General features: G+C 72.9%; 23 protein-coding genes. 7 read left to right on the forward strand and 16 right to left on the reverse strand.

Annotated elements, in window-relative coordinates:
• Positions 1–48: 48 nt before the first annotated feature.
• Positions 49–2,574: an ATP-dependent Clp protease ATP-binding subunit gene (locus tag F1615_RS32975; protein WP_149552716.1), complete on the reverse strand. Its 2,526-nt coding sequence runs from the start codon at positions 2,572–2,574 to the stop codon at positions 49–51.
• Positions 2,575–3,006: 432 nt separating this feature from the next.
• Between F1615_RS32975 and F1615_RS32985 the strand changes: the two genes are divergently transcribed.
• Complete coding sequence (locus F1615_RS32985; RefSeq protein WP_149552717.1) at positions 3,007–3,699, forward strand: SCO3374 family protein; 693 nt, start codon at positions 3,007–3,009, stop codon at positions 3,697–3,699.
• Here the strand turns inward: F1615_RS32985 and F1615_RS32990 are convergent.
• The 10 genes from F1615_RS32990 to F1615_RS33035 all read right to left on the reverse strand — a co-directional run bounded on the left by F1615_RS32990 (position 3,678) and on the right by F1615_RS33035 (position 12,265).
• On the reverse strand, positions 3,678–4,013 hold the full coding sequence (locus F1615_RS32990; RefSeq protein WP_037939819.1) for a histone-like nucleoid-structuring protein Lsr2: 336 nt from the start codon (positions 4,011–4,013) through the stop codon (positions 3,678–3,680). The genes F1615_RS32985 and F1615_RS32990 overlap by 22 nt on opposite strands.
• 199 nt (positions 4,014–4,212) lie before the next feature.
• A complete protein-coding gene (locus tag F1615_RS32995; protein WP_149552718.1) occupies positions 4,213–4,746 on the reverse strand; it encodes an amino-acid N-acetyltransferase in 534 nt (177 codons plus the stop codon).
• 9 nt (positions 4,747–4,755) lie between these two features.
• Complete coding sequence (locus tag F1615_RS33000) at positions 4,756–5,178, reverse strand: BlaI/MecI/CopY family transcriptional regulator (RefSeq protein ID WP_244328931.1); 423 nt, start codon at positions 5,176–5,178, stop codon at positions 4,756–4,758.
• Positions 5,179–5,374: 196 nt separating this feature from the next.
• Complete coding sequence (locus F1615_RS33005; protein WP_149552720.1) at positions 5,375–5,551, reverse strand: hypothetical protein; 177 nt, start codon at positions 5,549–5,551, stop codon at positions 5,375–5,377.
• Positions 5,552–5,577: 26 nt separating this feature from the next.
• Positions 5,578–6,186 (reverse strand): hypothetical protein, encoded by a 609-nt coding sequence (locus F1615_RS33010; protein WP_149552721.1) that lies wholly within the window; start codon positions 6,184–6,186, stop codon positions 5,578–5,580.
• A 540-nt stretch (positions 6,187–6,726) separates the two neighbouring features.
• The gene (locus tag F1615_RS33015; protein ID WP_149552722.1) at positions 6,727–7,524 is read right to left on the reverse strand and encodes a type III pantothenate kinase; all 798 of its coding nucleotides are present in this window, start codon (positions 7,522–7,524) and stop codon (positions 6,727–6,729) included.
• A gap of 8 nt (positions 7,525–7,532) precedes the next feature.
• Complete coding sequence (nadC, locus tag F1615_RS33020; protein ID WP_149552723.1) at positions 7,533–8,507, reverse strand: carboxylating nicotinate-nucleotide diphosphorylase; 975 nt, start codon at positions 8,505–8,507, stop codon at positions 7,533–7,535.
• 5 nt (positions 8,508–8,512) lie between these two features.
• Complete coding sequence (locus F1615_RS33025) at positions 8,513–10,258, reverse strand: L-aspartate oxidase (protein WP_149552754.1); 1,746 nt, start codon at positions 10,256–10,258, stop codon at positions 8,513–8,515.
• 11 nt (positions 10,259–10,269) lie between these two features.
• Positions 10,270–11,256, reverse strand: a complete 987-nt coding sequence (gene panC, locus F1615_RS33030) for a pantoate--beta-alanine ligase (protein WP_149552724.1) — start codon at positions 11,254–11,256, stop codon at positions 10,270–10,272.
• A 70-nt stretch (positions 11,257–11,326) separates the two neighbouring features.
• Positions 11,327–12,265 carry a Rossmann-like and DUF2520 domain-containing protein gene (locus tag F1615_RS33035; RefSeq protein WP_149552725.1) on the reverse strand — a complete coding sequence of 313 codons (939 nt, stop codon included), beginning with the start codon at positions 12,263–12,265 and terminating at the stop codon, positions 11,327–11,329.
• A 171-nt stretch (positions 12,266–12,436) separates the two neighbouring features.
• On the opposite strand from F1615_RS33035, the gene F1615_RS33040 reads away from it, so the two are divergent.
• Complete coding sequence (locus F1615_RS33040; protein ID WP_149552726.1) at positions 12,437–13,657, forward strand: threonine aldolase family protein; 1,221 nt, start codon at positions 12,437–12,439, stop codon at positions 13,655–13,657.
• Positions 13,658–13,692: 35 nt separating this feature from the next.
• Positions 13,693–14,799 carry a DUF5937 family protein gene (locus tag F1615_RS33045; protein WP_149552727.1) on the forward strand — a complete coding sequence of 369 codons (1,107 nt, stop codon included), beginning with the start codon at positions 13,693–13,695 and terminating at the stop codon, positions 14,797–14,799.
• A gap of 21 nt (positions 14,800–14,820) precedes the next feature.
• Here the strand turns inward: F1615_RS33045 and F1615_RS33050 are convergent, their stop codons facing one another.
• The 3 genes from F1615_RS33050 to F1615_RS33060 form a co-directional block, all read right to left on the reverse strand.
• Positions 14,821–15,450 (reverse strand): AAA family ATPase, encoded by a 630-nt coding sequence (locus F1615_RS33050; RefSeq protein ID WP_149552728.1) that lies wholly within the window; start codon positions 15,448–15,450, stop codon positions 14,821–14,823.
• A 31-nt stretch (positions 15,451–15,481) separates the two neighbouring features.
• Entirely contained in the window at positions 15,482–16,153 is a 672-nt protein-coding gene (locus F1615_RS33055) for a response regulator (protein WP_149552729.1), read from the reverse strand.
• Positions 16,154–16,226: 73 nt separating this feature from the next.
• Positions 16,227–17,429: a sensor histidine kinase gene (locus F1615_RS33060; protein WP_149552730.1), complete on the reverse strand. Its 1,203-nt coding sequence runs from the start codon at positions 17,427–17,429 to the stop codon at positions 16,227–16,229.
• Between the two features lie 150 nt (positions 17,430–17,579).
• Between F1615_RS33060 and F1615_RS33065 the strand changes: the two genes are divergently transcribed.
• Positions 17,580–18,587 (forward strand): SAM-dependent methyltransferase, encoded by a 1,008-nt coding sequence (locus F1615_RS33065; RefSeq protein WP_149552731.1) that lies wholly within the window; start codon positions 17,580–17,582, stop codon positions 18,585–18,587.
• Positions 18,588–18,632: 45 nt separating this feature from the next.
• Here F1615_RS33065 and F1615_RS33070 read toward each other — a convergent pair whose 3' ends face one another.
• On the reverse strand, positions 18,633–19,784 hold the full coding sequence (locus tag F1615_RS33070; protein ID WP_149552732.1) for an NADH-quinone oxidoreductase subunit D: 1,152 nt from the start codon (positions 19,782–19,784) through the stop codon (positions 18,633–18,635).
• Positions 19,785–19,815: 31 nt separating this feature from the next.
• On the opposite strand from F1615_RS33070, the gene F1615_RS33075 reads away from it, so the two are divergent.
• Positions 19,816–20,361 (forward strand): PH domain-containing protein, encoded by a 546-nt coding sequence (locus F1615_RS33075; RefSeq protein WP_149552733.1) that lies wholly within the window; start codon positions 19,816–19,818, stop codon positions 20,359–20,361.
• Positions 20,358–21,692 carry a PH domain-containing protein gene (locus F1615_RS33080; protein ID WP_149552734.1) on the forward strand — a complete coding sequence of 445 codons (1,335 nt, stop codon included), beginning with the start codon at positions 20,358–20,360 and terminating at the stop codon, positions 21,690–21,692. The genes F1615_RS33075 and F1615_RS33080 overlap by 4 nt, the downstream gene beginning before the upstream one ends.
• 119 nt (positions 21,693–21,811) lie before the next feature.
• On the opposite strand, the gene F1615_RS33085 is transcribed toward F1615_RS33080, so the two are convergent.
• Positions 21,812–23,065, reverse strand: a complete 1,254-nt coding sequence (locus F1615_RS33085) for a hypothetical protein (RefSeq protein ID WP_244328932.1) — start codon at positions 23,063–23,065, stop codon at positions 21,812–21,814.
• Positions 23,066–23,421: 356 nt separating this feature from the next.
• On the opposite strand from F1615_RS33085, the gene F1615_RS33090 reads away from it, so the two are divergent.
• Positions 23,422–25,320, forward strand: coding sequence for a phosphatidylglycerol lysyltransferase domain-containing protein (locus F1615_RS33090; RefSeq protein WP_149552756.1), 1,899 nt, complete (start codon positions 23,422–23,424; stop codon positions 25,318–25,320).
• Positions 25,321–25,351 lie beyond the last annotated feature (31 nt).

Genomic DNA, 25,351 nt, shown 5'->3' on the forward strand with positions numbered 1-25,351 from the left:
GCATGTCCCGGGGCAGACCCCTTTGTCCGTTCAGGCCGAGCGCGGCGCCTACGCGTCCTTGCTCAGGTTCGGGCCGGCTCCGCCGGCCGCCTGCTCGATCGGCGGGACGTCGGGCAGGGCCGACTTCTCCTCGCCGCGGAAGGTGAAGGTCTGGGACTCGCCCTCGCCCTCGGTGTCCACGACCACGATGTGACCGGGACGCAGCTCGCCGAAGAGGATCTTCTCCGACAGCGAGTCCTCGATCTCCCGCTGGATGGTCCGGCGCAGCGGCCGGGCGCCCAGGACGGGGTCGTAGCCCTTCTTGGCCAGCAGCTCCTTCGCGGACTGGGAGAGCTCGATGCCCATGTCCCGGTCCTTCAGGCGCTCGTCCACCTTGTCGATCATCAGGTCGACGATCCGCAGGATGTCGCCCTGGGTCAGCTGCGGGAAGACCACCACGTCGTCGACGCGGTTGAGGAACTCGGGACGGAAGTGCTGCTTGAGCTCGTCCGAGACCTTGTTCTTCATGCGCTCGTAGTTGGTCTTCGTGTCACCCGCGGCGGCGAAGCCCAGGTTGAAGCCCTTGGAGATGTCCCGGGTGCCGAGGTTGGTCGTCATGATGATGACCGTGTTCTTGAAGTCCACGACCCGGCCCTGGGAGTCGGTCAGTCGACCGTCCTCCAGGATCTGCAGCAGCGAGTTGAAGATGTCCGGGTGGGCCTTCTCGACCTCGTCGAAGAGGACGACCGAGAACGGCTTGCGGCGCACCTTCTCCGTCAGCTGACCGCCCTCCTCGTAGCCCACGTAGCCGGGGGGCGAACCGAAGAGACGCGAGACCGTGTGCTTCTCGCTGAACTCCGACATGTCGAGGGAGATCAGCGCGTCCTCGTCACCGAAGAGGAACTCCGCGAGCGCCTTGGACAGCTCCGTCTTACCGACACCGGACGGACCGGCGAAGATGAACGAGCCACCCGGACGCTTCGGGTCCTTCAGACCCGCACGGGTGCGGCGGATCGCCTTGGACAGCGCCTTGACGGCGTCGTTCTGGCCGATGACCCGCTTGTGCAGCTCGTCCTCCATGCGGAGCAGACGGCTGGACTCCTCCTCCGTGAGCTTGAAGACCGGGATGCCGGTGGCGGTCGCGAGGACCTCGGCGATCAGCTCGCCGTCGACCTCGGCGACGACGTCCATGTCGCCGGCCTTCCACTCCTTCTCCCGCTTCGCCTTGGCGGCCAGGAGCTGCTTCTCCTTGTCGCGCAGGGAGGCGGCCTTCTCGAAGTCCTGCGAGTCGATCGCGGACTCCTTGTCCCGGCGGACACCGGCGATCTTCTCGTCGAACTCGCGCAGGTCCGGCGGCGCGGTCATCCGGCGGATACGCATCCGCGAGCCGGCCTCGTCGATCAGGTCGATCGCCTTGTCCGGCAGGAAGCGGTCCGAGATGTAGCGGTCGGCCAGGGTGGCGGCCTGGACCAGGGCCTCGTCCGTGATGGAGACGCGGTGGTGCGCCTCGTAACGGTCACGGAGGCCCTTGAGGATCTCGATCGTGTGCGGCAGGGACGGCTCGGCGACCTGGATCGGCTGGAAGCGGCGCTCGAGGGCCGCGTCCTTCTCCAGGTGCTTGCGGTACTCGTCCAGCGTGGTGGCGCCGATGGTCTGGAGCTCACCGCGGGCCAGCATCGGCTTCAGGATGGAGGCGGCGTCGATGGCGCCCTCGGCGGCACCCGCACCGACCAGCGTGTGCAGCTCGTCGATGAACAGGATGATGTCGCCGCGGGTGCGGATCTCCTTGAGCACCTTCTTCAGGCGCTCCTCGAAGTCACCGCGGTAGCGGGAGCCGGCGACCAGCGCGCCGAGGTCCAGGGTGTAGAGGTGCTTGTCCTTGAGGGTCTCGGGCACCTCGCCCTTGACGATGGCCTGCGCGAGGCCCTCGACGACGGCGGTCTTGCCGACGCCGGGCTCACCGATCAGCACCGGGTTGTTCTTGGTACGGCGGGACAGCACCTGCATGACCCGCTCGATCTCCTTCTCGCGCCCGATGACCGGGTCGAGCTTGGACTCACGAGCGGCCTGGGTCAGGTTCCGGCCGAACTGGTCGAGGACCAGGGACGTGGAGGGGGTGCCCTCGGCAGGACCGCCGGCGGTGGCGGTCTCCTTGCCCTGGTAACCGGAGAGCAGCTGGATCACCTGCTGCCGCACGCGGTTCAGATCAGCGCCCAGCTTGACCAGGACCTGGGCGGCGACGCCCTCGCCCTCACGGATCAGGCCGAGCAGGATGTGCTCCGTGCCGATGTAGTTGTGGCCCAGCTGAAGGGCCTCGCGGAGCGAGAGCTCCAGGACCTTCTTGGCACGGGGGGTGAAGGGAATGTGACCCGACGGGGCCTGCTGGCCCTGCCCGATGATCTCCTCCACCTGCTGGCGGACCGCCTCGAGCGAAATCCCGAGGCTCTCAAGGGCCTTGGCGGCGACACCCTCACCCTCGTGGATCAGGCCCAGGAGGATGTGCTCGGTGCCGATGTAGTTGTGGTTGAGCATCCGGGCTTCTTCCTGAGCCAGGACGACAACCCGCCGCGCGCGGTCGGTGAACCTCTCGAACATCGTTAATCGCTCCTCAGAGCGGTCAGGCAGTGGGGGGAACTTCCCCTCCCTGTCCTTCCGCAGCTTAGTCCCGCAAGCGGGGACCGCTCATTCCAACTGCCGACACCGTCGATGGCCTCCTGACCCCGCTAACGCCGACATCTGCTCCAACCCGATGGTGCGAGACGATGTTCCCGCAGGCCAGGCAGTTACCCCCATCGCCAGTACGCCCATGGCGAACGGGAGACGTCCCACCCTGCGTGTCGCCCCCTCCCACTAGGGATGTCTTACCCGCTGCTACGGACGGTCCATGCCGAGTGCACGGGTTCCCTCCGCTACGGGCGAACAACCTTGCGCCTCCCCGCACCCCCACGCGCCCCCTGGTTCGACACTGTGTGCTCACATCACGCGACCCACCGTAACCCGCCGGGGTTCCGGACGGTTGCGCGGGGCATGGTTGGCCCCCGCTCCGCCGGCGTACCGCTTCCCCGTCCACCGCTCGCGCCGGGTGACGACGAGGTGAGGCACTGGTACGAGAACGTCCTGGGCTGGCCCACGGTGCCCGGGGCTCCGCTGCGGCTGGCGGCGGGAGTGAGGTTCGACGTCCTCGACCTGCCCGCGGAGGCGGGGTGGGCGGCGTTCGGGCGTCTGGAGCGTCAAGGACGGTGCGGTCGCCTCGGGCGGGGGTTCCCGGTGGCCCTGTGCGGCGGCCGGATGCGGCTGCTGGTCGCCGCGGGCAGCGCGGAGGAGTTGCCGGGGCTGCTGGAGTGGCTGGAATGGGGCCCACCGCTGGACCTGGATCTGACGGCGATCGGCGCGGGAGGGTCCATGGAGGCTCCCCGGCCCGCCGGCCCCGGTGGGGAGGCGCGCGAGGGCCGGCCCCGTGGCGGTGGCGCGGGAGTCCCGGGCGGTTCGCAGGGGGCCGCCCTGTGGCTGCGGCCCCCCGAGCCGGAACGCGGGGCCGGGGCCCCGCTGCCGACGCTGTCGGCGATGGGCACGAGGAGTGCGAAGGGGGGCCGTGACAGCCCCCCGGATCTCGTGCGGCTGGTGAACACGGTGGCGACGCAGATCCACCGCGTTCGGCTGCGGCGCGCCCGTGCGGGCGCCGCCGTCGAGGCCGACGGTCAGCCGTTGGCCTTCTCGTAGGCCTCGCGGATGGACGCCGGAACGCGGCCGCGGTCGTTGACCTCGTAACCGTTCTCCTTCGCCCAGGCGCGGATGGCCGCGGTGTCCTGGCTGCCACCGGAAGAAGCACGCGCCTTTCCGCGCCCACCCGAAGCGCGGCCCCCGGTGCGACGACCGCCCTTCACGTAAGGCTCGAGAAGGCCACGGAGCTTGTCCGCATTGGCGGTGGTGAGATCGATCTCGTACGTCTTGCCGTCCAACGCGAACGTCACGGTCTCGTCCGCCTCGCCGCCGTCGAGGTCGTCGACAAGAAGGACCTGAACCTTCTGTGCCACCGGATTTCCTTTCATCGATAACTTGAGGGCCGGGGTGTGCCGGCGTCCGCCGTATCGCCGCCCCTTGTTATATGCAGTACTGCAGTACTGCGGAAAGCAAACCGCTTTTGCCGTGAAAACACAAACCCCTGGCAGAGACCTGCTGCCCGCAACCGGTACGGAAACATGCGCGTTTCGGACATAGGGCACCCCCTGCAGATCACAGATGCAGAAGCATCCGGCTGTTGCCCAAGGTGTTCGGTTTCACGCGTTCGAGACCGAGGAACTCCGCGACGCCCTCGTCATAGGAGCGCAGCAACTCCGCGTAGACATCGGTGTCGACGGGCGTCTCGCCGATCTCCACGAAGCCGTGCTTGCTGAAGAAGTCCACTTCGAAGGTCAGGCAGAATACGCGCCGAACACCGAGCCAGCGGGCCGTCTCCAGCAACTTCTCCAGCACCCGGTGTCCGACGCCGGCGCCCTTCAGTCCGGGCTTCACGGCGAGGGTGCGGACTTCCGCGAGGTCCTCCCACATGACGTGCAGGGCGCCGCAGCCGACCACCTCCGCGTTGTCGTCCCGTTCCGCGACCCAGAACTCCTGGATGTCCTCGTAAAGCGTCACCGTCGCTTTGTCGAGCAGGATGCCCCCGCGGACGTAGGCGTCAAGGAGACGGCGTACGGCCGGCACATCGCTGGTGCGGGCCCGTCGGACCGTGATGGCATTTGCGGCGGCTTCGGGGCTGTCTGCTGACATGAGCGGACGCTATCGTCCGCCGTGGCCGCCGGCGGAGCCGGGGTTCTCTCCGGGGTTCTCTCCGGGGTTCTCGTCGAGGTTCTCGTCGGGGCTCTCGTCGGGGGTTTCGGGGAGCTGGACGATCCGCACCGCGTCCGTGAGTGACCGGCGCTGTTCCTCGCTCATCATGCCGAAGAACGCGACGAGAGCGGCGGCGGCGTTGTCGCTCTGCGACCACGCCTCGTTCATCAGGGCCGCGGCGTAGGCGGCGCGAGTGGAGACCGCCTCATATCGATAGGCCCGGCCCTCGGCTTCTCGGCGGACCCAGCCCTTCTGATGAAGATTGTCCAGAACGGTCATCACCGTGGTGTACGCGATGGACCGTTCCTTCTGAAGATCTTCCAGGACTTCCCGAACGGTCACCGGGCGGTTCCACTTCCACACCCGCGTCATGACCGCGTCTTCGAGTTCTCCCAATGGGCGAGGCACAACTCAGAACAATAGTGGGAGATCCCGGTCACGGCGTGCCGGGCGGGCATCAACTGGTGCGAACATGGCGAAAAAGGGCGTACGAGGGTGAGTCGTACGCCCTTGGGTGTGCTCGTGCGGGCCGTGCGGGCCCTGCTGGTGGGAGGCCTGGCCGGGGTGGTCAGGCTTCCGTCTTGGGGGAGGGTGTCGCGCCCTCCGCCCTCGCGAGGGCCGCGTCGACGGCGGCGTCCTCCTTGGTCTTGTTGGCGCCACCCTGGGTCTTCACGATCACCCGGATCACGGCGATGAAGAGGACGGCCATGACGGCCGGGGGGAGGAGCGCGGAGACGTAGTCCATGGCTCCAGGGTAGCCAGGGCGGGCCGTCAGCCCGCGGCGAGGTGCTGGTCGGCCGGGGGTGGCGCGGGTTTGCGGCGGGGGAAGACCTCGCCGGGGGTGGGGACGGGGCGGCGGGTGGGCTTGGGGGTGCCGGGGGCCGGGGACGGGGTGGGAGCGGGGGCGGGGCTGGGGTTCGGCGCGGGGTGGGGGGCGGGAGGCTTCTCCGCGGGCTTCTTCTTCTCCTGTTCCTCGGCGGCGGCTCCGCGTCCTCCGGGGAGGGCCGTGAGGCGGGTGCGCTCGCAGTGGTGCAGGAGGGCGGCGGCGGTGGGGTTGCCGCGCAGGGCGCGGAGGGCTGCCAGATCGTCGGGATGAGGGCGGTATCCGGCGCCCAGCGCCTCCTCCAGGAGCGTGAGGTAGCCGGCGGCGGTGCCGGGGAGCGCGGCGCGGTAGCGGCCGAGGTCGGCCAGGAGGAAGGCGCGCAGCCGGGCACTCTCCCGCGATGCCTCGTCGAGGGAGTCGGCGAGGCGGAGGCAGTCCTGGACGTCGTCGGCCGAGGCGGGGGTGGGGTGCAGGGCGAGGGCGAGAGCGCGGCGGAGCACGCGCAGTTCCTCCGCGCCGAACGCCATGCCGCCGCGGGATCCGTAGGGCGTGGGCATGCTGCGACGATACGCGCTAATCAGACAAACACCGCGTATGGGGCGTTGGTGTGGCGTGGGGAGCCACCCGGGTGGGTGGGATGCCGCGCCTGCGTCGGGGGGGTGGGGGTGGGGGTGGGCGTAGCGCCTGGTGCCGGTGGGTGGGTCGGGGCCGGGTCGGGGGTGTACGTCCTCGGACTGGCGCGATCGGGCCTCTCGGTGGAGGTGCGGGGCGCTGACTCGCACCAGCCGCTGCGGGCGCACACCCCCGCCCCGACCCCTCCGCGCCGTACGCGCCTGCGGGCCGCCCCTGCGCCGCCCCGGCCGCCTCCGCCGACCCACCACCGCCTACGCGGGCAGTCGTGCCTCCCCCAGTGCCTTGAGGGCCTGGGAGGTGGCCCCCAGGGGCGATGGGGGTCCCCCCGCTCATGGGGGTCCCTCCGCTCGAGCTAGGTCGAGAGTGGGGGAGGGTGGGCGCGACGGCACCCCGTTGGCGCCGGGCTGCGCCACCATCCCCCGGTCCGCACCAACGCCGTGGACCACGCAAGCAACGGCCCCCGGCTACAGGCGCGACACGTTCCGCTCGTACACCAGGCGGAGCCCGACCAGCGTCAGCCACGGCTCGTGCTCGTCGATCACCGAGCTCTCGCCCAGCACCATCGGCGCCAGCCCACCCGTCGCGATGACCGTCACGTCGTCGGGGTCGTCCGCCAGCTCCCGCGCCATCCGGTTGACCACACCGTCGACCTGACCGGCGAACCCGTAGATGATGCCGGACTGCATCGCCTCGACCGTGTTCTTGCCGATCACGCTGCGCGGACGCGCCACCTCGATCTTGCGCAGCTGCGCGCCGCGGACGCCGAGCGCCTCCACGGAGATCTCGATGCCGGGCGCGATGACGCCGCCGACGTACTCCCCGCGCGCGCTGACCGCGTCGAACGTCGTCGCCGTGCCGAAGTCGACGACGATCGCCGGACCGCCGTAGAGGTCGACCGCGGCGACCGCGTTGATGATGCGGTCCGCTCCGACCTCCTTGGGGTTGTCGGTGAGGATGGGGACCCCGGTCTTCACGCCCGGTTCGACGAGGACGGCGGGGACGTCCCCGTAGTAGCGGCGCGTGACCTCGCGGAGTTCGTGCAGCACGGAGGGGACCGTCGCGCAGATCGCGATGCCGTCGATGCCGTCGCCCAGCTCGTCGCCCAGCAGCGGGTGCATGCCCATGAGGCCCTGCAGGAGCACCGCCAGCTCGTCGGCCGTGCGGCGGGAGTCCGTGGAGATGCGCCAGTGTTCGACGATGTCGTCGCCGTCGAAGAGGCCCAGGACGGTGTGGGTGTTGCCCACGTCGATCGTCAGCAGCATGGCCGGTCCTACTCCGCCGCTCGCAGGTCGAGGCCGATGTCGAGGATCGGCGAGGAGTGGGTGAGGGCTCCCACGGCCAGGTAGTCCACGCCCGTGTCCGCGTACGCCTTCGCGCCCGCGAGGGTGAGGCGGCCGGAGGCCTCCAGGGCGGCGCGGCCGTCGACGAGGGCCACCGCCTCCGCGCACTCACCGGGCGTGAAGTTGTCCAGCAGGATCAGGTCGGCGCCGGCGTCCAGGACCTCGCGGAGCTGGTGGAGGGTGTCGACCTCGACCTCGATCGGGACGTCGGGGAAGCGCTCGCGGACCGCGTGGAAGGCCTGGGCGACGCCGCCCGCTGCCACCACGTGGTTGTCCTTGACCAGGGCCGCGTCCGAGAGGGACATGCGGTGGTTGACGCCGCCCCCGCAGCGCACCGCGAACTTCTCCAGGCTGCGCAGGCCGGGGGTGGTCTTGCGGGTGTCGCGGACCTTCGCCCCGGTGCCCTCGAGGACGTCCGCCCACGCGCGCGTGGCCGTCGCGATGCCCGACAGGCGGCACAGCAGGTTCAGGGCGCTGCGTTCCGCGGTGAGGATGTCGCGCGTGCGGGTGGTGATCGAGAGGAGGGTCTGGCCCGCTTCCACGCGGTCGCCGTCCTCCACGTGGCGTTCGACCTCGAACTCCTCCGTGCAGACGATCGACATGACCGCCTCGGCGATCCTCAGGCCCGCCACCGTGCCCGCCTCGCGCGCGGTGAAGTCGGCGGTGGCAACGGCGTCCTCCGGGATGGTCGCGACCGTGGTCACGTCCACGCCGTGGGCCAGGTCCTCCTGGAGGGCCACGTTGGCGATGTCCTCGACCTCGACGGGGTCGAGGCCCGCGTCGGCCAGGAGCTGGGCGAGGGCGGGGTCGAGGCCGCACTCCAGGTAGGTCTCCTCGCCGGCGCCGCAGGCACAGCCGTCGCCACAGCCGCCGGAGGAAACGAGGGGAAGGTCGGGGGTGGTCACTGCTGTCACTGCTCCTGGGACTGAGGGAGGGTCGGGGGGAAGTCTGTGGTGTCGGTGGTGTGCGCCGCCAGCGATCGGTCCGGATTCAGCCGTACGACGATGTGGCGGCGCCAGTTGGTGTCGTCGCGCTCGGGGCGGTCCTCGCGCCAGTGGCAGCCGCGGGTCTCCTCGCGCCGCAGCGCGGCGGCCACCAGGACGCGGGCCACGCACAGGAGGTTGGTGGCCTCCCAGGTGTCGACGCCGGGCTCGGCGGTCTTGCCGTTCTCGTCGAGGGCGTCGCGCGCGTCGGCGTGCAGCTCGTGGAGGCGGTGCGCGGCCTCGGAGAGGGAGGCCTCGGAGCGCAGCACGCCTGCTCCCCGGGTCATGATCCGCTGGATGGTGAAGCGGGCCTCCGGGGGGAGGAGGGGGTGCTCGGGGCGCTCCGTGGTGGGGAGCGGCTGCGGCACTCGCGGGTGGAGGGTGCCGGTGCGGGCGATGTCGGTGGCGATGCGCTCGGCGTAGACCAGGCCCTCGAGGAGGGAGTTGGAGGCGAGTCGGTTGGCGCCGTGCACGCCCGTGCAGGCGACCTCGCCGCACGCGTACAGGCCGGGCACGGTGGTGCGGCCGTGGGAGTCGGTGCGGACGCCGCCGGAGGCGTAGTGGGCGGCCGGGGCGACCGGGACGGGCTCGGTGACCGGGTCGATGCCGTGGGCGCGGCAGGCGGCGAGGATCGTGGGGAAGCGGTGCTCCCACATCTCGGCGCCGAAGTGGCGGGCGTCGAGGTACATGTGCTCGGCGTCCTGCTCCCGCATGCGGCGCATGATGCCCTTGGCCACGATGTCCCGGGGCGCCAGTTCGGCGAGCTCGTGCTGACCCTGCATGAAACGCACGCCCTCGGCGTCCACCAGATGGGCGCCCTCGCCGCGTACCGCCTCGGAGACCAGGGGCTGCTGGCCCTCCGCCTCAGGTCCGAGGAAGAGGACCGTGGGGTGGAACTGGACGAATTCGAGGTCGCTCACCTCGGCGCCCGCGCGCAGCGCGAGGGCCACGCCGTCGCCCGTGGAGACGGAGGGGTTCGTCGTCGCCGAGAAGACCTGGCCCATGCCTCCGGTCGCCAGGACCACGGCCGGGGCGTGGACCGCGCCCACGCCGTCGTGCTGGCCCTCGCCCATGACGTGCAGGGTGACGCCGGCGGTACGGCCGTCGGCGTCCGTGACGAGGTCCAGGACCAGGGCGTTCTCGACGGTGCGCAGCCCCCGCGCGCGGACCGCGTCGACGAGGGCCCGGGAGATCTCCGCGCCGGTGGCGTCACCGCCCGCGTGGGCGATACGGCGGCGGTGGTGGCCGCCCTCGCGGGTGAGGGCGAGGCCGCCCTCGGTGGACTCGTCGAAGTGCGCGCCCGTCGCGATGAGGCGGCGTACGGCGTCGGGGCCCTCGGTGACCAGGATGCGGACCGCTTCCTCGTCGCACAGGCCCGCGCCGGCGACCAGGGTGTCGTCCAGGTGCTGCTCGGGGGTGTCGCCCTCGCCGAGGGCCGCGGCGATGCCGCCCTGCGCCCAGCGGGTGGAGCCGTCGTCGAGGCGGGCCTTGGTGACGACCACCGTGCTCAGGCCCGCGGCCTCGCAGCGCAGGGCCGCGGTGAGGCCGGCGACGCCGGAGCCGACGACCACGACGTCCGCGTCGATGGACCACCCGGGCGCGGGCGCGTGCAAACGGGGGTGAGCGCGAAGCGCTCTCGTCCGAGGGTGGTGGCGGGCGACGGGCGGGCGTATGCCTGTGCTGGTCACGAGGCGGCTCCGAAGGTCAGGGGGACGTTGTCGATCAGGCGGGTGCCGCCCACGCGGGCCGCGACGGCGAGGACGGCCTCGCCGGTGAAGTCGTCGCCGATCTCGGTGAAGTCGGACGGGTCGACCAGGGCCAGGTAGTCCAGCTGGAGGGGCGGGTCGAGCCGGGCGGCCTCGTCGAGGACCAGGCGGGCGGCGGCGCGGATGGCCGCCGGGCCGCCGGCGGTGGTGGCGACGGCGTGCGCGTCGGCCGCGGCGCGGGACTCGCCTATGGCGCTGAGCGCCTCGGCACGCGCGCGCGTGGAGGGCACCTCGCGGGCACGCGCGCGCAGTGCCTGCTGGGCCGCGTGCCGGTCGCGTCCGGCGAACAGGGCCTGCGACAGGGCGAGCGCGGTGCGCCGCCCGGCGGGCGAGAGGTAGCGGTTGCGGCTGGACAGGGCGAGCCCGTCCTCCTCGCGGACGGTGGGCACGCCCACGATCTCGACGCCGAAGTTCAGGTCCCGCACCATGCGGCGGATCAGGGCGAGCTGCTGGGCGTCCTTCTGGCCGTACAGGGCGATGTCGGGGCGGGTGAGGTGGAGCAGCTTGGCGACGACGGTGAGCATGCCGTCGAAGTGGCCGGGGCGGGATGCGCCCTCCAGGCGTTCGCCCATGGGACCGGCGCTGACGCGGACCTGGGGTTCGCCGCCCGGGTAGACCTCGTCCACGGCGGGGGCGAACACGGCGTCGGCACCGGACCGTCCGGCGAGCTCGAGGTCGGCGTCCAGGGTGCGCGGGTAGCGGTCCAGGTCCTCGCCCGCGCCGAACTGCAGCGGATTGACGAAGACGGTGACCACGACCTCCCCGTCGGGGCCGGCGATGTCCCGTGCGGTGCGGATCAGCGTGGCGTGGCCCTCGTGCAGCGCGCCCATGGTCATCACGACGGCGCGGCGGCCCGTGCGCGCGCGTGCGTGCAGTTCGGCGGCGGTGCGCAGCAGGGTGGTCATCGGGCGGCTCCGTTCCGGCACGCGCGCGTCGTCGTACGGGTGGGGTGGGCGGTGGGGCGGGGCGTGCCGCTCATCGGGACTCCCCCGGGGTGCTTCCGGTGCCGTCGGCTCCGTCGGCGAGTACGCCGAGGAGGTCCTCGGCGAGTTCCGGCTTCAGCAGGCCGTGGGCGAGGGCGCGGTCGGCGGTCGCGCGGGCCATCGCGAGATAACCGGCGACGGCCCCCGGGGAGTGCCGGCGCAGCTCGGTGACGTGCGCGGCGACCGTGCCCGCGTCGCCGCGGGCGACCGGGCCGGTGAGGGCCGCGTCGCCGGAGCGCAGGGCGTTGTCCAGGGCGGCGCCGAGCAGCGGGCCGAGCATCCGGTCGGGGGCTCCGACGCCGGCCGCGCGCAGCAGCTCCATGGACTGGGCGACCAGGGTGACCAGGTGGTTGGCGCCCAGGGCGAGGGCCGCGTGGTAGAGCGGGCGGTTCTCCTCGGCGATCCACTCGGGCTCGCCGCCCATCTCGATGACGAGGGCCTCGGCGGCCAGCCGCAGCTCCTCGGGCGCGGTGACGCCGAAGGAGCACCCGGCGAGGCGCTGCACGTCGACGGGGGTGCCGGTGAACGTCATCGCGGGGTGCAGGGCGAGCGGCAGGGCACCGGCGCGCAGTGCGGGGTCGAGGACCTTCGCGCCGTACCGTCCTGAGGTGTGCACCAGCAGCTGGCCCGGCCGTACCGCGCCGGTGTCGGCGAGTCCGGAGACCAGCTCCGGGAGCGCGTCGTCCGGGACGGTCAGCAGCACCAGCTCGGACCGCTGGAGGACGTCGGCGGGCGTCATCACCGGCACGTCCGGGAGCATCTGCCCGGCGCGCCTGCGGGAGGCGTCGGAGACGGCGGAGACGGCCACCGGGCGGTGCCCGGCGAGCTGGAGGGACGCGGCCAGGGCGGGGCCCACGCGTCCGGCGCCGACGACGCCGACGGTGAGCCGCGCGGGGCGGTCCCTGGGATCGGGCTGTGGGGTTGTGTTCACGCGACGGCGGCCTTCCCGTTCCAGTCCGCTCGGGGTACCGGACGATTTCTCGTCATGTTAACGCGATCGGTTCCGGGGGCGGTCGGTTGTCCACAGGCTGTGGGTTTCCGTGCGCCGCCGCGGCACACGCGCGTGCGGAAATGGGGGTGCCCGCGCGGACGGGCACGCGGGATGATCGCGCGCATGACCGATACGGACGGCAAGGAAGGCACCGCGACGGTGCGGGACGAGCCGGGGTCCGGCCCGGAGGCGGGCGGCGCGGCGCGGCCGACGCTGCGCGAGCGGCGGATCGCCGCCTGGCGCGGTGCCCCGCGCGTGCTCGCGCGCCTCGGCTTCCTCGCCCCTCTCTCGGAGCGGCTGGCGCTGCTGGAGGCGGCGGGGAGCGTGTACGACCTCGGCGAGACCTCCGACATCTACGGCAACGGTGTCGTGGAGGCCCTGGAGAAGCGGGTCGCCGGGCTGCTCGGCACCGAGGCCGCCGCGTTCTTCCCGACCGGCACGATGGCCCAGCAGGTCGCGCTGCGCTGCTGGGCCGGCCGCACCGGCGACCCGGCGGTCGCCCTGCACCCGCTGAGCCACCCCGAGGTGTACGAGCGGAACGCGTTCAGCCAGGTCAGCGGGTTGCGGCCGGTACGGATGACGAGCGAGCCCCGGCTGCCCACCGCCGCCGAGGTGCGTGACTTCGAGGAGCCCTTCGGAGCGCTGATGCTGGAACTGCCGCTCAGGGACGCCGGTTTCGTCCTGCCCACGTGGGAGGAGCTGACCGAGGTGGTGGACGCCGCGCGGGAACGCGAGGCGGTCGTGCACATCGACGGGGCACGGCTGTGGGAGTGCACCGAACACTTCGGGCGGCCGCTGGAGGAGATCGCGGGGCTCGCGGACAGCGTCTACGTGTCGTTCTACAAGTCCCTCGACGCCTACGGCGGCGCCGCCCTGGCCGGTCCCGAGACGCTGGTGGAGGAGGCGAGGGCCTGGCGGCACCGCTACGGCGGCAACGTGTTCCAGCAGTTCCCGACCGCGCTGTCGGCGCTGATCGGGCTGGAGCGGGAGCTGCCCCGGCTGCCGGAGTACGTCCGGCACGCGCGCCTGGTGGCGGCCGCGCTGCGCGAGGGCCTGGCGGAGGGCGGGCTGCCCTGGTTCCGGGTCCATCCCGAGGTGCCGCACACCCACGACTTCCAGGTGTGGCTGCCGTACGAGGCCGACGTGGCCGCCGAGGTGGCGATCGCGGCGGCTGAGGAGACGGGGGCGGCGCTCTTCGCCAACCACTGGGACCCGAAGGGTCCGGGCCTGTCCTTCACGGAGGTGTACATCCGGGCCGCGGGGCTGGAGTGGAGCGCCGAGGACGTGCGGGCGGCGGCGGTGGAGTTCGCGCGGCGGCTGCTCCGGGTCTGACGGTCCTTCGACACGCCGTCATGCACCATGTGGGCATGGGTGTGAGCATCGACATCGCGGGGCTGCGGCCGGAGAGGGTCGCCGTCGTGCCCTCGCCCCTGGCCGAGCTCGGCATGGCGCTGCACGCGCTGTCCGAGCCGTCGCACCATCCGGGGCTCCAGGGCTGGGTGACGGGCGTGACCGCGCGCCTTGACCCGCATCTCGCGGACCGGATGTGCGAGGCGGACTTCCTGTGGCGGACGACGTTCTCGGACCTGTTCCTGCCGAGCGCCGGCACACCGGGCCGCGGGACGCTCCCGGGCGGGACCCTCGCCGAGGAACTGGACCTGCTGGACAAGCTGTCCGACGAGCAGTTCGTGGACGCCGCCCTCGAGTTCACCTGCGCCCTGCCCTACGGCCTGCCGGGGGCCGGCCCGCTCGCCGACGAGGGGCTGCGCCGCCGCTCGCTGGAGCTGGCCGCCGCGCGGGGGCCGCGGCAGGTCCTGTTCACCGAGCGGCTGCTCGCGGATCCGCCGCGGATCAGGGACTGGCTGCGGCAGTTCCTCCAGGACTGCGACGACGCGTTCTTCGCCGGGACGTGGTCCCGGCTGCGCCGGCAGCTCGCCGCCGACACCCGCCTCAAGACCGACCTGCTCCGGCACAGGGGGCTGGCCGAGGCACTGGCCTCGGTGTCCCCCGCCGTGACGCTCGACGAGGCGGCGGGCCTGATCACCGTGGACAAGCTGGGTGAGGGCCGTACGGCCACGGGCGACGGCGGACTGCTGCTGATCCCGACCAGCCTCGGCCGGCCGCACCTGATGGTGCTCCACCGGCACGGCTGGCAGCCGGTGCTGCACTACCCGGTCGGCTCCCCCGAGCCGGCCGCCCCGCCGACGGTCGACCAGCTGGCCCTGCGGATGACCGCGCTGTCCCATCCGGTCCGTATGCGCATGTGCCGCCATCTCGCCCGCAGCGCGTACACCACCAGCGAACTGGCCCAGGTGCACGGCATGACGGCGCCGGAGATATCCCGGCACCTGAGCGTGCTGAAGAAGGCCGGGCTGATCAGCACCCGCCGCCGCGGTCGGTACGTGCTGCACCAGCTGGACGTGACGGTCGTGGCCCGGCTGGGCAGCGACTTCCTGGAGGGGATCCTGCGCTGAGGGGCCGTGGCGCGCGTGCGGTCAGTCCAGGCGGATGTGCCGGATGCCCACGCCCGCCTGCCGCAGCCGGGTCCGCAGCCGGCCCTCGTGGTTCGGGCGCAGGGTGAGTCCGGCCAGGACGGCGATGCGGTCCGCCGTTTTCGGCACCGTGGTGCGGTCGGTCCACAGGTGCTCGGCGAACTCCGGTTCGCGCAGCCGCTCCAGGCAGTGGTCGAGCCGCTGCACCGCCCAGCTCTCCCGGCGCGGCGAGGCGTTGCCCAGGACGGACCCGAGGAGGTGGCCGAAGCCGCGCTCGCGCAGCCGCCGCAGCACCGTCGCACGCTCGGCGAGGAGCGTGAAGTGGCGTACGTCGTGGCCGAGTTCGCGCAGCCTGCCGACGGTCTCCGCGAAGTGCCCGGAGTCGGTGACGGTCATCGGCGCGATCACCACGCCCTCGTGCCGGGTCAGGGCGAGGTCGAGGACCTCGACGACGCCCTGCCGCCAGGCCGCCAGGTCCTGGAAGTCGCCGCGCAGTGCGGGCGGCAGCATGCGGTGCAGGCCGAATCCGGGGTACTCCGGATCGCAGATGACACTGCCCGGCAGGCGGCGCCGTATCTCGTGTGCGGTCTGTGTTTTACCGCCCCCGAAGGGCCCGTTGATCCACAGGAGCATGCGCAGACCCTACCGGCGGCCGGGCCACCGGTCAGCCGTGTCCGCCGGCCCGCACCAAACCCGTCTCGTAGGCGAGGACGACCACCTGCACCCGGTCCCGCAGGCCCAGCTTGGTGAGGATGCGGCCCACGTGGGTCTTCACGGTCGCCTCGGAGAGCACCAGCCGGGCCGCGATCTCGCCGTTGGACAGGCCCTGCGCGACCAGGATCATGACCTCCCGCTCGCGCTCGGTGAGCCGTTCCAGCTCCTTGTGCTGGGGCTGCTTGCCGCTGCTGGGCAGCATCGGCGCGAACCGGTCCAGGAGCCGGCGGGTGGTGGAGGGGGCGACCACGGCGTCGCCGCTGTGCACCGCGCGGATCGCGGCGAGCAGCTCGCCCGGCGGCACGTCCTTGAGCATGAAGCCGGAGGCGCCCGCCTTCAGCCCGGAGAAGGCGTACTCGTCCAGGTCGAAGGTGGTCAGGATCAGCACCTTCGGCGGGTCGGTGTCCGCGCAGATCCGGCGGGTCGTCTCCACCCCGTCGAGCTTGGGCATGCGGACGTCCATCAGCACCACGTCGACGGCGCTGGACCGCAGTACCTGGAGCGCCTCGACGCCGTCGCCCGCCTCCGCCACGACCTCCATGTCCGGCTGGGCGGCGAGCACCATCCGGAACCCGGTGCGCAGCAGCACCTGGTCGTCGACGAGCATCACGCGGATCGTCATCGGGTCTCTTCCGTTCGGTCGTCAGGTCGTCACAGGGGTTGTGACAGGTGTCAACAGGGGGCGTGCGAAGGCGTCAATGCGCGGGTTTGAGCGGCAGCAGCACGCTGATGCGGAATCCTCCGCCCGGGCGCGGTCCCGCGTCCAGGGTTCCGCCGACCATGCCGACCCGCTCGCGCATGCCGATCAGGCCGTGGCCCTGGCCGTCGAAGCCGCCCTCCTCGTAGAGCTCGTGCGGGGCGCCCTTGCCGTCGTCCTCCACGAGCAGGCCAAGACCGTCGTCGAAGTACACCAGGCGCACGCTGGCGCCCGCGTTGGGGCCACCGTGCTTGCGCGTGTTGGTGAGCGCCTCCTGCACGATGCGGTACGCGGTGAGCTCGACTCCGCTGGGCAGCGGGCGCGGGGTGCCCTCGATCTTGAAGTCCACGGGCAGCCCTGACCCCCGGCACTGCTCGACGAGGTCCTCGATCTGCCGCACGTCGGGCTGCGGCACGTACTCGCCCGCCTCCTCGTGCTCGCCGGTGCGCAGCACGCCCAGCAGGCGGCGCATCTCGGCGAGGGCCTGGCGGCCCGTGGAGGAGATGGTCTCCAGGGCCTTCTTGGCCTGGTCGGGCGCGGCGTCGAGGACGTAGGCGGCGCCGTCGGCCTGCACCACCATCACCGACACGTTGTGCGCCACGACGTCGTGCAGCTCGCGCGCTATCCGGGCGCGTTCGGCGGCCACCGCGACCTTGGCCTGCGCCGCGCGTTCCTTCTCCAGGCGGGCGGCCCGCTCCTCGAGCTGCGCGAAGTACGCGCGGCGGGTGCGGATGGAGTCGCCGAGCACCCAGGCGAGGGCGAAGGGCACGGCCTGGAAGATCATCAGGGCGAGATTGCCCGCCGTGCCCGTCTCCTCGTTCGGCCAGCGCAGCTGCGCGAGCGGGGCCGCGCACAGGCCGGCCGTCAGCGCGAGGCGGGAGGCCCAGCGGGCACCGACGGCCGCGACCGTGTAGACGATCACCAGCAGGGCGAAGTCGGCGGGCAGCGTCGCCACGTCCGTGATCAGCTGCCCCGCGCCCACGGCGAGGGCGAGGACCAGCATCCGCTCGGGCATGCGGCGGCGCAGCGCGACGACCAGCGACAGCAGCAGCATGACCGGCAGGGTGAGGACCAGAAGATCCGTTCCCCGGGCCGCCTCCGTATTCTCTCCGCTGATCACCGAAAGGCCGAACAGGACGACGGCCCAGAAGCCGTCGACCCATGTCGGGTGTCTGCGGAGGAAGTCATAGAGGCGCTGCACGTAACCCAGCGTAGGGAAGCGAAATGCGTGCAGGGGTCAACCGGAGGGTCGATCCCCGGTCGGCACGCGTACTCCGCAAGGTGGAGGCCCGGCATATCCCCGCGCTTAACCTGGGCGGATGGCGAGCGCGAGGGCGGGTGAACGGAACCGGTGACGGCTGCGACCGGAGAGGGCCCGCGGGGCTGGCGGGCGGCGGCCCGGGAGGCCCTGTACGGGCCGGAGGGCTTCTACCGCCGGCCCGGGGAGGGACCGGCCGGGCACTTCCGTACGTCGGTGCACGCCTCGCCGCTGTTCGCGGGTGCCGTGGCGCGGCTGCTGTGCCGGGTGGACGAGGCACTGGGGCGGCCCGCGGTGCTCGACTTCGTGGACATGGCGGCCGGGCGGGGCGAGCTGGCCGCGGGTGTCCTCGCCGCGCTGCCCGCCGGCGTGGCGGAGCGCACGCGGGCGTACGCCGTCGAGCTCGCCGGCCGGCCCGCGGGGCTCGATCACCGGATCGAGTGGCGGACCGGGCCCCCGGAGGGGGTCACGGGGCTGCTCTTCGCCAACGAGTGGCTGGACAATGTGCCCGTCGACGTCGCCGAGGTGGACGCGGCGGGCGTGCCGCGCCTGGTGCTGGTGCGGGCGGACGGGACGGAGCGGCTCGGGGAGCCGGTCACCGGTGCGGAGGCCGCGTGGCTGGCGCGGTGGTGGCCCCTGGCGGCCGAGGAGGGGCTCCGCGCGGAGATCGGGCTGCCCCGGGACCGGGCCTGGGCGGCGGTGGCCGGGACGGTCGCGCGCGGGCTCGCCGTCGCCGTGGACTACGCGCACACGGCCGCCGCCCGTCCGCCGTTCGGAACGCTCACCGGGTTCCGGGAGGGGCGGGAGACGGCGCCCGTGCCGGACGGGTCGTGCGACATCACCGCGCATGTCGCACTGGACGCGTGCGCCGCGGCCTGCGCGCTCCCCGGCGCGCGCCTGCTGGCGCAGCGGGACGCCCTCGACGCCCTGGGGGTGAGCGGCGCACGCCCCCCGCTCGCCCTGGCGTCCACGGACCCCGCCGGGTACGTGCGCGCCCTCGCGGGCGCCGGGGAGGCCGCCGAACTCACCGCGCCCGGCGGACTCGGCGACTTCGGGTGGCTGGTGCAGCCGGTGGGGATCGGGGACGTGATCGGCGGCTGACCGCGACCGGGACGGCCGAGCCCCCGCGGCGCCCCGCCGGGGGACCTACTTGTCGATGTCTCCCACCACGAAGAACATCGACCCCAGGATCGCCACCATGTCCGCCACCAGCGTCCCCGGCAGCAGTTCGGTGAGCGCCTGGATGTTGTTGTACGACGCCGAGCGCAGCTTCAGCCGGTACGGCGTCTTCTCACCCTTGCTGACCAGGTAGTAGCCGTTGATGCCGAGCGGGTTCTCGGTCCACGCGTACGTATGTCCTTCGGGCGCCTTCAGGACCTTCGGGAGCCGCTGGTTGACCGGGCCCGGCGGCAGGTCGGCGAGCCGGTCGAGGCAGGCGTCGGCGAGGTCGAGGGCGTTGTGGGTCTGCTCCAGGAGGCACTCGAAGCGGGCGAGGCAGTCGCCCTCCTCGCGGGTCACCACCTTCAGGACGTCGCCCAGTTCGCCGTAGGCGAGGTACGGCTCGTCGCGGCGCAGGTCGAAGTCGACGCCCGAGGCACGCCCGATCGGCCCGCTCACCCCGTAGGCGTGCACCGCTTCCGGGGACAGCACGCCGACGCCGCGCGTGCGGCCCCGGAAGATCTCGTTGCCGAGCACCAGACCGTCGAAGCGGTCCATGCGGGAGCGCACGTCGGCGACCGCGCCGCGCGCGCGCGTGGTCCATCCGGCGGGAAGGTCCTCCTTGAGGCCGCCCACGCGGTTGAACATGTAGTGCATCCGCCCGCCGGAGACCTCCTCCATGACGTGCTGGAGCTCCTCGCGCTCCCGGAAGGCGTAGAAGATCGGGGTGATGCCGCCGAGTTCCAGCGGATAGGAGCCGAGGAACATCAGGTGGTTGAGCACCCGGTTCAGCTCCGCGAGCAGCGTGCGCAGCCACACCGCGCGCTCGGGGACCTCCATGCCGAGCATCCGCTCCACGGCGAGGACCACGCCCAGCTCGTTGGAGAAGGCCGACAGCCAGTCGTGGCGGTTGGCCAGCATGATGATCTGGCGGTAGTCGCGGGCCTCGAAGAGCTTCTCCGCGCCCCGGTGCATGTAACCGATGACGGGCTCCGCGCGGGTGATGCGCTCGCCGTCCAGGACGAGCTTCAGCCGCAGCACCCCGTGCGTGGACGGGTGCTGGGGTCCGATGTTGAGCACCATGTCGGTGCTCTCCGCCGCGCCGCCGATGCCGACCATGGTCTCCGTCGTAGGAGTCATGAACACAGTCTCTCCTACGTACGCTGGCCCCATGGAGACGGGGAGCCCGCACGACACGGGGCCAGCGGGAACGGGCAGGACGGCGCAGGCGGCGGGGCCGGCGGGCGCGGGGGACGAACCGGTGTGGATCGCCCTGCCCCCGGGACTGCTGACCATGCGGCGCCTGCTGCTGGTGGTGTGGCTGGGCCTGCTGACGCTCGCCACCGGGCTGGTGCCGGGGCTGCTGGCGGGACCGGGCTGGGCGGCCTTCGCGGCCCTGCCGCTCGCCCTGCTGGTCTGGGGCTGGGTGATGCTGGAGCGGAACTGGCGGTCCTGGCGGTACGCGGAGCGCGCCGACGACCTGCTGATCAGCCGGGGCGTCCTGTGGCGCCAGGAGACGGTCGTGCCGTACGGGCGGATGCAGCTGGTCGAGGTCACCTCCGGGCCCGTGGAACGGCACTTCGGGCTGGCCAGCGTCCAGCTGCACACGGCGGCCGCGGCGACCGACGCGACCATCCCCGGCCTCGACCCGGCCGAGGCGGAACGGCTGCGCGACCGGCTCACGGAGCTGGGCGAGGCCCGATCGGCGGGGCTGTGACGGCCCCGGACGTCCACGAGGACGTACGCGACCGGCCGCCCGTGACCGAGCGGCGGCTGCATCCCATCACGCCGTTCAGGCGGGCGTGGGCGCCCGTCGCGGTGCTGATCGGGTGGGCGGTGCACGACCCCGACCAGGCACAGCGCCAGCTGACCCGGCTGACGACCACGACCCTGCTGATCGGGCTCGCCGTGCTCCTCCCGGCCGCCGCCCTCTACGGCTTCCTGACCTGGTGGTTCACCCACTTCGCGGTGACCGGGACCGAGTTGCGCATCCGTACCGGGCTGCTGTTCCGGCGCACCGCGCACATCCGGCTGGAGCGGATCCAGGCCATCGACGTCACCCAGCCGCTGCTCGCGCGGGTCGCGGGCGTGGCGAAACTCAAACTCGACGTCATAGGCGCCGACAAGAAGGACGAGCTGGCCTTCCTCGGCGCCGACGAGGCGCGGGTGCTGCGCGCCGAACTGCTCGCGCGGGCGGCGGGTTTCGCACCGGAGACCGCGCACGAGGTGGGTGAGGCGCCGTCCCGGCGGATGGTGCGGGTGCCGCCGGGCGTGCTCGCCGTCTCCCTGCTGCTGACCGGGGCGACCTGGGGCTGGCTCGTGGTCGCCTGCGTCGCGGTGCCGCTGCTGTGGACGGCCACCCACAGCCTGTGGACGGTGCTCGCCGCGGCCGTGCCGATGCTGGGCGCGGCGGGCGCGAGCAGCGTGGGCCGGTTCGTCACCGAGTACGACTGGACCCTGGGCGAGTCGCCCGACGGGCTGCGCATCGACCACGGTCTGCTGGACCGGGCGCACGAGACGGTGCCGCCGGGCCGCGTGCAGACCGTGCGGCTCGTCGAGCCGCTGCTGTGGCGGCGGCGGGGCTGGGTGCGGGTGGAGCTCGATGTGGCGGGGTCGTCGAACTCCCTGCTCCTGCCGGTCGCTCCGCGTGAGCTCGCCGAGTCGGTCGTCGCGCGGGTGCTGCCCGGGGTGAGCGTGCCCCCGCCCGAGGCGCTGGTCAGGCCGCCGCGCCGCGCGCGGTGGTGCGTGCCGGTGTGGTGGCGGGGTTACGGGCTCGCCGTCACCGACGCGGTGTTCGCCGCGCGTCACGGCCTGCTGCGCCGCAGCCTGTCCCTGGTGCCGCACGCCAAGGTGCAGAGCGTCCGGCTCGTCCAGGGCCCCTGGCAGCGGGCCCGGGGGGTCGCCGACGTCCATGTGGACACCGGCGCGAACAAGTCGGTCACCGCCCGCCTCCGGGACGCGACGGAGGCGGCGTCCCTGCTGCGGGCCCAGGCGGAACGATCCCGCACGGGGCGCAGGGACGCCCGCCCGGACCGCTGGATGGCCTGACCGGCATCCGCGTGCCCTCCGCGGGCCGCGGGAGCACCTGCCGGCGCCGCTCGGTCCCGGGACGGCGGCGGGGCCCCGCGCGTGGTGCGTGCGCGGGGCCCCGCCGTGTGGCCGGTGCGTCAGGACGCCGCGCTGCGCAGGCCCTGGACGTCGATGTGCTCGGTCTCGTCGTGTTCCGTCAGGTCGATGACCTGGCCGACCCCGCGCGCCGCCTCGTCGGCGGGCTTGTACCGCGCCTCGGCCTCGGCCTTGTGCAGCGCCAGCGCCTCCTGGCCGACGACATCGGCGAGGTCTTCGTTCTGCACGGTGTCCAGGGCGGACCCGTCCGTGTCCTGTTTCGTCCCGAAGAAGTCGAAGCCGCCCCCGGACACGGGGCGCCGTGCGGGCGCCGTCGGCGGTACGACCGCGACCGCGGTCGGCACGGTGAAGTGCCCGGAGGGCTGCCGCACGGGCTGGGCCGGAGGGGCGGCCGGTGCGGTGGAGGCGGCCGCGCGCTCGTGATCGCCGGCCGCCTCGGGCTGCCCCTCGGCCTCGTCCTCCTGCGCGGGGTCCGGCTTGGGCCTCCTGGTGGGCTCGGGACCGTCGTCCTCGGGGGTGCCGTCCCCCTTCGGGACGTCGTTCCGCTTCGGGGCGGCTCCGGCCTTCGGCGCGTCGGCGGCGGGCCGGGCACCGGCGTCCGTCCCGGCGGCGTCGGCGGTGTCCGTCCCCGCGGCCTCGTCGCCGGTGTCCCGGGCGAGCCGCGACAGCGCCGCGTCGGCCCGCAGGAACAGCTTGGACCCCTCCGGCGAGAAGACCGCGGGAGCCGTCGCCTCCGTCTCCTCGGCGCCAGTCCCGTCCTCCGTCACCGCCACCCCCTCCACGGATTCCGGCTCCCTGGCCACCGCCGACGGCCCCGCCGGCAGCGCGCGGGCCGGGACCGCGGCCTCTATCTCGAGGACCCGGCGCTCCTCCAGGACGCTCGCCCGCTCCACCTCCGCCGCCGCGTACCTCCGCAGCAGCGACGCGTGCTCGTTGCGCAGCCCGGCCAGCTCCGCGCGCTTGGCGCGCAGCCGCTGGTCCAGCTTCATCCGCAGTTCGCGCGACTCCTCGAGGTCGGACTCGAGTTCGGCGACCCGTTCCTCGAAACGCCACTCGTCGCTCGCCCGCGCGCGCGTGAGATCGGCGACGCGTTTACCCGCCTGGGCGTCCCAGTGCCGCATGACGACGGCGCCGACGACCGCGGTGACCGCGGCGGCCGCGGCCAGGACACGAAGCACCATCGGTTGCGTGAACACCCAGGGCCCCAGGGCGCAGACGACGGAGACGCCTGCGATCGCCGACGGGGGCAGCATCCTGTGCAGGGGCGGGGAATGACGGTGACGTCCACGTGGCATGGCCAGAAACTTACCGCGCGTAGGCGATTCATGGTGCCCCGCCCCGTAAAAACAAAGCCCTTCGCGGGGTTTCACAGGGCATCAGGGAAGCCGGCCGGGCGTGAATAGACACACGCCCCAATTTCCTCAAGATCATTTACTCACCGGAGGACGGTGAAGTCGCTTCCGGCGCATTCCACTTCACGTTTGCCCGCACCCCGGCACCCCCCGCCGGAACAACCGCCCGCGCGGAGTGAACCTCTCCCCCGAGGACGTCGTCCTAGAGGGCGCAATGTCGCCGGATGCCCGAATCGGCACCGGATCCACGGTCTCTCGCGGAGCTACGGGACGCGATGTCTGTCAGGACAGGTGAGGAAATGTCGGGCGGGGTGCCGAGACCCACGGGCGGACAACGACCCACAGGCGGACAACGACCCACGGGCGGACCGCGGGACGCCGGAACCGTACGGGGCGTGCGCCGCCTGCTGCGCGGACCACGGCCCGAGGCGGTCCCCGTCCTCGCCGGGCGCGCCTGCGCCGTGGTGGGCCTCCTGGACATCGCCGCGGGCGTCTTCCCCCGCTTCCGGCACAGCCGTATGCACGCCGTCGCCGAGGTGCTGCCCGGCGCGCTCGGCCCGTTCGCGGCCGCCCTCTCGCTCAGCGCCGGGGTGCTGTTGCTGCTGCTCGCGCACGGACTCAAGCGGGGCAAGCGCCGGGCCTGGCGAGCCGCCGTCGCCCTGCTGCCGGCCGGCGCGGTCGCCCAGTTCACCTACCGCCACTCCGTCCTGGGCGTCCTGCTCACCCTCGCGCTGCTCGCGCCCCTGCTGCGCCACCGCGACCAGTTCACCGCGCTGCCCGACCCCCGCAGCAGATGGCGGGCGCTGGCCAACTTCGTCCTGATGGGCGCCGGTTCGCTGCTCCTCGGCCTGGTCGTCGTCAGCGCCCACCCCGGCCCGCTGGTCGACGACCCGAGCCTGGCCGACCGGCTCACCCACGTGCTGTACGGCCTGTTCGGCTTCGAGGGCCCGGTCGACTACCGGGGCGACACCTCCTGGACGGTCGCCTTCTCCCTCGGCGCGCTCGGCCTGCTCACCGCCGTCACCACGATCTACCTGGCCCTCCGCCCCGAACACCCGGCCGCGCGGCTCACCGAGGACGACGAGGCGCGGCTGCGCGCCCTGCTCGCCCGGCACGGCGCCCGGGACTCCCTCGGCCACTTCGCGCTGCGCCGCGACAAGGCCGTCGTCTTCTCCCCCAGCGGCAAGGCCGCGGTGACCTACCGCGTGGTCAGCGGGGTGATGCTCGCCAGCGGCGACCCGATCGGCGACGTCGAGGCCTGGCCGGGCGCCATCGAGCGCTTCATGGACGAGGCGCGGGCCCACTCCTGGACCCCCGCCGTCATGGGCTGCTCGGAGACCGGCGGCGAGGTGTGGACCCGCGAGACCGGGCTCGACGCGCTGGAACTCGGTGACGAGGCGGTGGTGGACGTCGCGGATTTCTCGCTCGCCGGCCGCGCGATGCGCAACGTGCGCCAGATGGTCACGCGCATCGAGCGGGCCGGTTACGAGACCCGGGTACGACGTGTCCGTGACCTCGGCGGGGCCGAGCTGGACCGGATCCGCCGCGCCGCCGACGACTGGCGGGGCACCGACACCGAACGCGGCTTCTCCATGGCGCTGGGCCGCGTCGGCGACCCCGCCGACGGCGACTGCCTCGTCGCCACGGCGCACAAGGCCGACGCCCGGGCCGCCGGGCACGGCGACCTCAAGGCGGTCCTGCACTTCGTCCCGTGGGGCGCGGACGGTGTCTCCCTTGACCTGATGCGCCGTGACCGCGCGGCCGACCCGGGGATGAACGAGCTGCTGATCGTGGCCGCGCTCCAGGCCGCCCCGCGGTTCGGCATCGAGCGGGTCTCGCTCAACTTCGCCATGTTCCGCTCGGCGCTGGCCCGCGGCGAGAAGCTCGGCGCGGGACCGGTGCTGCGGGCCTGGCGCGGGCTGCTGGTCTTTCTCTCCCGCTGGTTCCAGATCGAATCGCTGTACAAGTTCAACGCCAAGTTCCGTCCGCGCTGGGAACCGCGTTTCGTGGTCTATCGCGCACCGGCCGATCTGCCGCGCATCGGTTTCGCCGCAATGCAGGCGGAGGGTTTCCTCAATCCCGTCCCGCCCCTGCCCCGGTTCCTGCGCCGCCGGTCCACCGCCCCGCGCCCCTGCGCCCACCGGACGACGGCGGAAGCCGCCCCCGCGCGGGCGGAGAGCACCGCCCGCGCCGCGTGACACACCCCCGCCCGGACCGCCGCGGGCCCCG

Source organism: Streptomyces marokkonensis (genome assembly GCF_008312835.1).
Lineage (GTDB): Bacteria > Actinomycetota > Actinomycetes > Streptomycetales > Streptomycetaceae > Streptomyces > Streptomyces marokkonensis_A.

What these genes read in the sequence shown, in the direction of transcription:
- F1615_RS32975 (WP_149552716.1), bottom strand. Translation starts at nt 2,574, where the DNA reads ATGTTCGAGAGGTTCACCGACCGCGCGCGGCGGGTTGTCGTCCTGGCT.
- F1615_RS33085 (WP_244328932.1), bottom strand. Translation starts at nt 23,065, where the DNA reads ATGCCACGTGGACGTCACCGTCATTCCCCGCCCCTGCACAGGATGCTG.
- F1615_RS33005 (WP_149552720.1), bottom strand. Translation starts at nt 5,551, where the DNA reads ATGGACTACGTCTCCGCGCTCCTCCCCCCGGCCGTCATGGCCGTCCTC.
- F1615_RS33070 (WP_149552732.1), bottom strand. Translation starts at nt 19,784, where the DNA reads ATGACTCCTACGACGGAGACCATGGTCGGCATCGGCGGCGCGGCGGAG.
- F1615_RS33010 (WP_149552721.1), bottom strand. Translation starts at nt 6,186, where the DNA reads ATGCCCACGCCCTACGGATCCCGCGGCGGCATGGCGTTCGGCGCGGAG.
- F1615_RS32985 (WP_149552717.1), top strand. Translation starts at nt 3,007, where the DNA reads ATGGTTGGCCCCCGCTCCGCCGGCGTACCGCTTCCCCGTCCACCGCTC.
- F1615_RS33050 (WP_149552728.1), bottom strand. Translation starts at nt 15,450, where the DNA reads ATGCTCCTGTGGATCAACGGGCCCTTCGGGGGCGGTAAAACACAGACC.
- F1615_RS33055 (WP_149552729.1), bottom strand. Translation starts at nt 16,153, where the DNA reads ATGACGATCCGCGTGATGCTCGTCGACGACCAGGTGCTGCTGCGCACC.
- F1615_RS33045 (WP_149552727.1), top strand. Translation starts at nt 13,693, where the DNA reads ATGGGTGTGAGCATCGACATCGCGGGGCTGCGGCCGGAGAGGGTCGCC.
- F1615_RS33040 (WP_149552726.1), top strand. Translation starts at nt 12,437, where the DNA reads ATGATCGCGCGCATGACCGATACGGACGGCAAGGAAGGCACCGCGACG.
- F1615_RS33090 (WP_149552756.1), top strand. Translation starts at nt 23,422, where the DNA reads ATGTCGGGCGGGGTGCCGAGACCCACGGGCGGACAACGACCCACAGGC.
- F1615_RS33075 (WP_149552733.1), top strand. Translation starts at nt 19,816, where the DNA reads ATGGAGACGGGGAGCCCGCACGACACGGGGCCAGCGGGAACGGGCAGG.
- panC (WP_149552724.1), bottom strand. Translation starts at nt 11,256, where the DNA reads ATGACCACCCTGCTGCGCACCGCCGCCGAACTGCACGCACGCGCGCGC.
- F1615_RS33015 (WP_149552722.1), bottom strand. Translation starts at nt 7,524, where the DNA reads ATGCTGCTGACGATCGACGTGGGCAACACCCACACCGTCCTGGGCCTC.
- F1615_RS33000 (WP_244328931.1), bottom strand. Translation starts at nt 5,178, where the DNA reads ATGACGCGGGTGTGGAAGTGGAACCGCCCGGTGACCGTTCGGGAAGTC.
- F1615_RS32995 (WP_149552718.1), bottom strand. Translation starts at nt 4,746, where the DNA reads ATGTCAGCAGACAGCCCCGAAGCCGCCGCAAATGCCATCACGGTCCGA.